The 6591-nt window shown below is 39.6% G+C and carries 6 protein-coding genes and 1 pseudogene; 1 reads left to right on the forward strand and 6 read right to left on the reverse strand.

Annotation, left to right across the window (positions count from 1 at the left end; genetic code table 11):
- Both glnQ and ACLTU0_RS10050 read right to left on the reverse strand, forming a co-directional pair.
- Positions 1 to 103 (reverse strand): annotated as a pseudogene (gene glnQ, locus ACLTU0_RS10045) (glutamine ABC transporter ATP-binding protein GlnQ); the annotation flags it as partial.
- Complete coding sequence (locus tag ACLTU0_RS10050; RefSeq protein WP_022229032.1) at positions 100 to 789, reverse strand: amino acid ABC transporter permease; 690 nt, start codon at positions 787 to 789, stop codon at positions 100 to 102. The pseudogene glnQ and the gene ACLTU0_RS10050, both read right to left, overlap by 4 nt.
- A gap of 177 nt (positions 790 to 966) precedes the next feature.
- Here ACLTU0_RS10050 and pduB point away from each other — a divergent pair, with 177 nt between their 5' ends.
- Positions 967 to 1677: a microcompartment protein PduB gene (gene pduB / locus ACLTU0_RS10055; RefSeq protein ID WP_412322302.1), complete on the forward strand. Its 711-nt coding sequence runs from the start codon at positions 967 to 969 to the stop codon at positions 1675 to 1677.
- A 52-nt stretch (positions 1678 to 1729) separates the two neighbouring features.
- Here pduB and ACLTU0_RS10060 read toward each other — a convergent pair whose 3' ends face one another.
- The 4 genes from ACLTU0_RS10060 to ACLTU0_RS10075 all read right to left on the reverse strand — a co-directional run.
- Positions 1730 to 3328, reverse strand: a complete 1599-nt coding sequence (locus ACLTU0_RS10060) for a potassium/proton antiporter (RefSeq protein WP_412322303.1) — start codon at positions 3326 to 3328, stop codon at positions 1730 to 1732.
- Positions 3329 to 3391: 63 nt separating this feature from the next.
- The gene (locus tag ACLTU0_RS10065) at positions 3392 to 4210 is read right to left on the reverse strand and encodes a Cof-type HAD-IIB family hydrolase (protein WP_412322305.1); all 819 of its coding nucleotides are present in this window, start codon (positions 4208 to 4210) and stop codon (positions 3392 to 3394) included.
- Positions 4210 to 6144 (reverse strand): glycoside hydrolase family 13 protein, encoded by a 1935-nt coding sequence (locus ACLTU0_RS10070; protein WP_412322306.1) that lies wholly within the window; start codon positions 6142 to 6144, stop codon positions 4210 to 4212. Before ACLTU0_RS10070 ends, ACLTU0_RS10065 begins: the two co-directional genes overlap by 1 nt.
- Before the next feature lie 51 nt (positions 6145 to 6195).
- Positions 6196 to 6591, reverse strand: a 396-nt coding sequence (locus ACLTU0_RS10075; RefSeq protein ID WP_412322307.1) for a glycogen/starch/alpha-glucan phosphorylase, incomplete at its 5' end; no start/stop codon positions are given.

Consider the following 6591-nt stretch of genomic DNA (forward strand, 5'->3'; position numbering starts at 1 on the left):
GACCTATAACAACAACCTTTTCGCCTTGTTTTATGTGCTGGTCAATTCCCTTTAATACTTCCAAATCTCCAAAATGCTTTTTTAAACCGGTAACCTTTATCATCTCTTATCCGCCTTTCTCATACCTTTTTCAACTTTAGAAAGCAACGTACTTATAATCTTTATAACAACATAATATATAACTGCTATTGACAAAAGCGGTATAAGGTAATCATATGTAAGGCTCTGTACCTTTCTTGCCGCTCCGACAAGGTCGATATTCGCAATCATACCGATTACGGCTGTTTCTTTTATCAATACAACAAATTCATTACCAAGCGCCGGCAGAATATTTTTCATAGCCTGCGGCATAACAATGCTTGCCATAGTCTGTTTATGCGTCATACCAAGCGAACGTCCCGCCTCAGTCTGACCGATATTTACGGACAATATACCGCCTCTGACGATTTCCGCAATATACGCACCGCTGTTTATACCGAATGCAATAAATCCGACTACCCACTTATCAATATGCACATTTGCAAAAATAACAAAATAAATTATAAGCAACTGCACCATTGTCGGCGTACCGCGGATAATATCAATATAAATTCCCGAAACGGCTCTTAAAATCTTACTTTTTGACAGACGCATAAGTGCCATCAGAATACCGATTACCAAACCCAACAATACCGAGAAAAGAGATATTAAAAGCGTATATCCCAATCCACTAACAAACCACTGCCAACGTCCGTCTACCACAAATGTAGAGTTCAAGCGGTTTAACAAATCAACAACCCAAGCAGGCATATCTTCAACTCCTAATGTATTTTTATTTCAATACTCTATATAATATCAAAAATTGCCCTAAATATCAATACTTATTTGAAATTTTCTACATTTTGATGTATAACAATTCATTTTAGGATTGCAAAAAGGTTAAAATAATGATATAATATATATAAGACTGGTTTAGGGAGGGATATTATGAATAACGATATGTTCGGGAAATGCGGTATGACACAGTTTGTCGGTGTCGGCGTTTGCGATACAATCGGTCTTTATATCGCCAATATTGATGACGATTTAAGAAAACAAATGAATATCCCGGAAAAGTTCCACGCGGTCGGCCTTATCGGTTCCCGTACAGGTGCGGGAGCACAAATTCAAGCCGTTGACGATGCGGTTAAAGCTACTTCGACAGAGGTTATCTCTATCGAAATCCCGCGTGATACAAAAGGCTGGGGCGGTCACGGAAACTTTATCATAATCGGCGGTGAAACACCTGCCGACGTTAAGAGAGCCGTTGAATTAGCGCTTGAATACATAGACATAAATGCCGGCGAAATATACATAAGTGAAGCAGGTCACATGGAATTCCAGTACAGTGCAAGGTGCGGTGAGGCTATCAACAAGGCATTTGATGTGCCGATAGGCAGACCGTTCGGCTTTGTATGTGCGTCACCTGCTCCGATTGGTATGGTAATCGCAGATATTGCGTTAAAATCTGCCGGTGTCGAATTGATAAAAACACTTCGTCCGGACAGCGGTACAAGCCATTCAAATGAAGTGATTATAATTTTCACAGGTGAGGCGTCATCGGTTAAAACCGCCGTCACAGACGCACGTTCCGCAGGAATGCAACTTCTGCGTTCACTAGGCTCTGAACCTTTTCCTGTAACAAAACCATATATTTAAGCTAACAAAAAAAATCACATCATATGATGTGATTTTTTGAATATTATGTTTTTTATTTTGAAACCAGCACAAGCTCATCATTTTTTTCTATTATCGTACTTCCGACAGGAATAACGACATCATCACCGCGTTTTATCATAATAACAAGATAGCCGTCGGGAAATTCAATTTCAGCCATACTTTTTCCACGCCAATTTTTTCTGTCATTCACCGAAATTTCCCTAAAACGAACATCACCGTTTATTCCGTGTGACGGTGCACCGAGAATTATCGTATCACCCTCATATATTACCGTTTCACCGTTCGGAATAATCGTTTCGTCATTTCTGTAAATAGCCGCAAAAAGCATTTGCGGCGGAAGTGAAATATCCTTTACCGCACGGTCAATCCATCTGTTACCGCTGTCAATATTCAAGCGAATAAAATTAATTTCCGTTTCTTCCGAATAGTCGTTAAACGTTTTCAGTACAGAACCGGTCTTGTCAATCATATTCGTTTTACTTGCGACAAACGGAAGAAACGACCCTTGCAGCGTAATTGAAAACAATACAACGCAAAATGCAATATGGAAAACGTCCTGCTCCATTGTCACACCGCCTACCATAGCCATTATTGCGAACACAATTGACGCCGCACCTCTGAGACCTGCCCACGACACAACAAGATATTGTGAAATTTTTGTTTTAAACGGTGCAAGCACAGTCGCAACCGCCAACGGTCTTGCAACGAATGTGATAAACAGTGCTATAAATATTGACGGCAACAAAACAGTTAATATTTTTGACGGGAACGACAAAAGTCCCAAAAGGAAAAATATAAGCATTTGCATAAGTCCGGTCATTCCGTCAAAAAAATGTACAAGTGATTTTTTATTATTTATGTTCTGATTTCCCAAAACGATACCTACTATGTACGCACTGAGATAACCGTTTCCGCCGACCAATGTCGGCAATGCGTACGCAAGCACCGCCACTCCAAGCACAAACGCCGCGTCAAAACCCGATGTATTAAAAGTGAAATGTTTCATAAACCATACTGCACCGAGTGCAATCAGAAAACCTATCAAAACACCGAAAACAATTTGTGCGACTATACTGTAAACCATCTGTCCGACACTGTTTTCGCCCTTCATAAACGACAGAACTATAACGGTCAGCATATATGCAAACGGGTCATTACTTCCGCTTTCCATTTCAAGCATTGACGCAGTGTTATACTTCAAGTTAAGATTTTTTGAACGCAGTACCGAAAACACAGACGCTGCGTCAGTAGAACTCATAACCGCACCGATAAGCATACTTTCGAGCAATTTTATTTTTAAAACAAAAAAACAAAACACTGTTGTAAGAGCCGCCGTGAAAATAACTCCCACGCTCGACAACAACAGTGCCTTTACTGCCACAGGTTTAGCCTCGCTTAATTTAGTGCCGAAACCTCCGTAAAACATAATAAATACAAGCGCAACAGAACAAATCTGTTCTGCAAAGCTGTAATTTTCAAAAGGAATTTTAAGTATTCCGTCCGAACCGAACACCATACCAAGTGCGATAAACGCAATAAGTACAGGCATTCCGATTTTGTTTGATAACTTATTTGCAAGTACGCAAATTATAATAACAGCCGCCGAAAGCAACAGTGATATGTTAAACATAAATACCTCCTTAAATACTTTTTATAGAGTTATGTTAACATAAAACTGCCGATATTTCAAGCCTTAATTTTGTATTTTTACAATTTTTTCAAGTCTGTTTATGATATATGCGATAGCACTGCCGTTGTTAGACGGTGCTAAGTTGTCCGCGATTTTTTTCACGCTTTCTTCTGCGTTTTCAACTGCATACGAAATTCCCGCTGCTTCCAACATTGAAATATCATTCATATTGTCACCGACAGCTATAATGTTGTTCTGCTCAATACCGATTTTTTTCGCCATATCAAGCATTCCCTTCCCCTTTGAAACTCCGTTCGCAACAACGTCAAGATACTTGTCACCGCTTCTGACCGCATAGCCGTTATCATATTCGGCTCTGTATATCGGCTCGTACTTGTCAAGCAGTTCTCTTTCACCAATCAAAAGCACCTTTATCCAAGGTTTTTGCCAAATTTCATCGGGCAAACTATAAACCACCTCATAGCTACGTGTCAAAAATCGCTTTGTTTCCTCACATTCTCTGTAAACGTACACAATTTCATCACTGTACACTTCCAAACCTATTTGCGGAAAATCATCATATACACGCTTTATTGCCTGTTTTCTGTTTTCCTCAATAAATCGTTCAAATACCGCACAATCTTTTTCATAGTCATATATCTTCGCACCGTTATGTAATACCGCCGGTGCATTTATGTGCAAATTTGGCATATATGCACGAACCGCCTCAACCATTCTTCCCGTTGCGACAGTAAACCGTCCGCCGTTTTTTATGAAATAATCTATCGCTTGTCTGTTTTCTTCGGATATGGTGTGATCGTCATTAAGCAACGTTGCATCCATATCCGAAACAAGCAAATAATCCGAAAATTTACCTTGCATTATTTTTCCACCTTGTAAACCTTTATCCATAATCTCGGCATATCAATAAAATGAATACCGTCAGACGATTCAAGCAAGCTGTTATCGTCACTCGTTTGACATTTTAGTTTTCTCATACCGTATCTCGCAACATCTACACGTGCTCTTTCTTCTCTTGTACCCAGATTGGCAACAATAAGATATTTTTCATCATGATAACAACGTACAAAACCGTACACGTGTCCGACTTTATGAACACATTCAAAATCGCCGATTGAGAATGCCTTTGAACTGTTTCTCAATTTAATCATATTCTTATAGCGTTGTCTGATTCTTCCGCCCTTGTCAACTTCGTCAACATTATCCCATGGATATGTCTGACGGCAGAACGGATCTCCATATCCCTGCATACCGATTTCGTCACCGTAATATATACAAGGCACACCAGGAAGCATCATCTGCAGTCCGACTACTAAAGTTGCTTTTTCCTTGGCAAGTTCAAGTGCATAGCCGTCAAGTTTAAAGCTCGCCTGAAAATCTTTTGATATTTCGTGTCTTGACGGTGCATCACCCATACGGGTCATTATTCTTTCGACATCGTGACTTGTTATTATATTCAAAAGCGAATAATAAGCAGGTGCAGGGTAATTTTCTTTAATGCTCATAAGACGTGCATCAAATTCTTCAACGTCAATTCTTCCGCTTACCGCGTCAATCAACGCTCTGCGCATTGGGTAATTCATAACGGAGTCAAGCTCCTTACCCAAGAAATATTCACGTCTTTCACCGTAAGCGGACTTATTTGACGCGTCTTCCCAAACTTCACCTATAATAACTGCATCTTTATCGGCTTTCTTTACGTTTTCTCTAAGTTCTTTAACGAAAAATCCCGGTAATTCATCGACAACATCAAGTCGCCAACCGGACGCACCGTTCTTTATCCATCTTTTAACGATTGCATCTTTGTCCGAAAGCAAATACTTACGACATTCTTCACTGTGTTCTTCAATCTGCGGAAGGGTCGTCATTCCCCACCATGATTCATACACATCAGGCCAATCCATAAATCTAAACCAAGTGTAATACGGTGATTCCTTCGACTGATAAGCGCCAATGCTGTCGTATTCGCCGTATTTATTAAAATAACGGCTGTTACTTCCCGTATGGTTAAATACTCCGTCAAGAATTATGCGTATTCCCATTTCTTTTGCTTTTGAACAAAGCTCTTTAAATGTTTCCTCATCACCAAACATCGGATCGATTGTTTCATAATCGCCCGTATCGTATTTATGGTTTGAGTATGCTTTGAATATCGGATTTAAGTAAATTACCGATATTCCCAAATCTTTTAAATACGGCAATTTTTTAATTACACCTTTCAAATTACCGCCGAAAAAGTCATTTGCTTTATACTCACCGCCAAATTGTTCGGCTTTATAAAACGGTTGTTCGCCCCAATTACGCTTTATTATATCTGTACGATTCCCTAAAAATTCTCCGTTTTCGTTGCCGTTGCAAAATCTGTCTACAAAAATTTGATACGCAATACCAGTTTTAAACCAATCCGGAGTTTTGTAATCTTCGTTATAAACAGTTATCTGATACGAATTACTCGGTGAATTAAAACACATTTCACCAATTCCGCCGAGTTGTTTTGAATTGTTGCCGTAATAAACCATACCTCTTTCGGTTTCAAGTTCAAAATAATACCAAACAAGTCCTGCTTTTTCAGGCATTTTCACGTTCACCGAATATATGCAGTGGTCACCGACATCAAAAATATACGGCATATCCTTTCGGACTTCGCCCTTGCCATCCTCCATATAGACAAGACGAACCGCCGACGGAATACCTGCGCCCGACACAGCCAAACGCAATCTGACTTCACCGCCGCGAGTCACCGCTCCGAAAGGAAATCTATAAAATTTTTCTCTGGAATTATGCTCTATATCCATATTTACCCCTTTATCGTAAAAGAAGTGACCTAAGTCACTTCTTTATTTTTATTATTTAATTGGTGTCAAGTGCCAAATGTTCTTATTGTAATCTTCAATAGTTCTGTCACTTGAGAAGAATCCTGCACTTGCAGTATTCAAGATTGCCTTTTCAATCCACTTATCTCTGTCTTGATAATCAGCAGACATCTTTTCTTGAGTCTTCATATATTCTTCAAAATCTCTGATTACCATATATGTGTCAGGGAATCCGTAGTCACCAAACAACAATGTTTGATACAGATCTCTGAACATTTGGTTGCTGCCCGGAACGATTGAACCGTCAACAAGCTGTTCAAGTGCGTGTCTTAGGCTTGCGTTTGATGAGTAGATATTCTTAACTTCATCAGTTCCCGCATACTTAACTCTTGCGGCAACTTCGTCAGCCTTTAGACCAAAGATATATAT

The organism is Hominilimicola sp., from assembly GCF_046972485.1.
GTDB classification, from domain to species: domain Bacteria; phylum Bacillota; class Clostridia; order UBA1381; family UBA1381; genus Hominilimicola; species Hominilimicola fabiformis.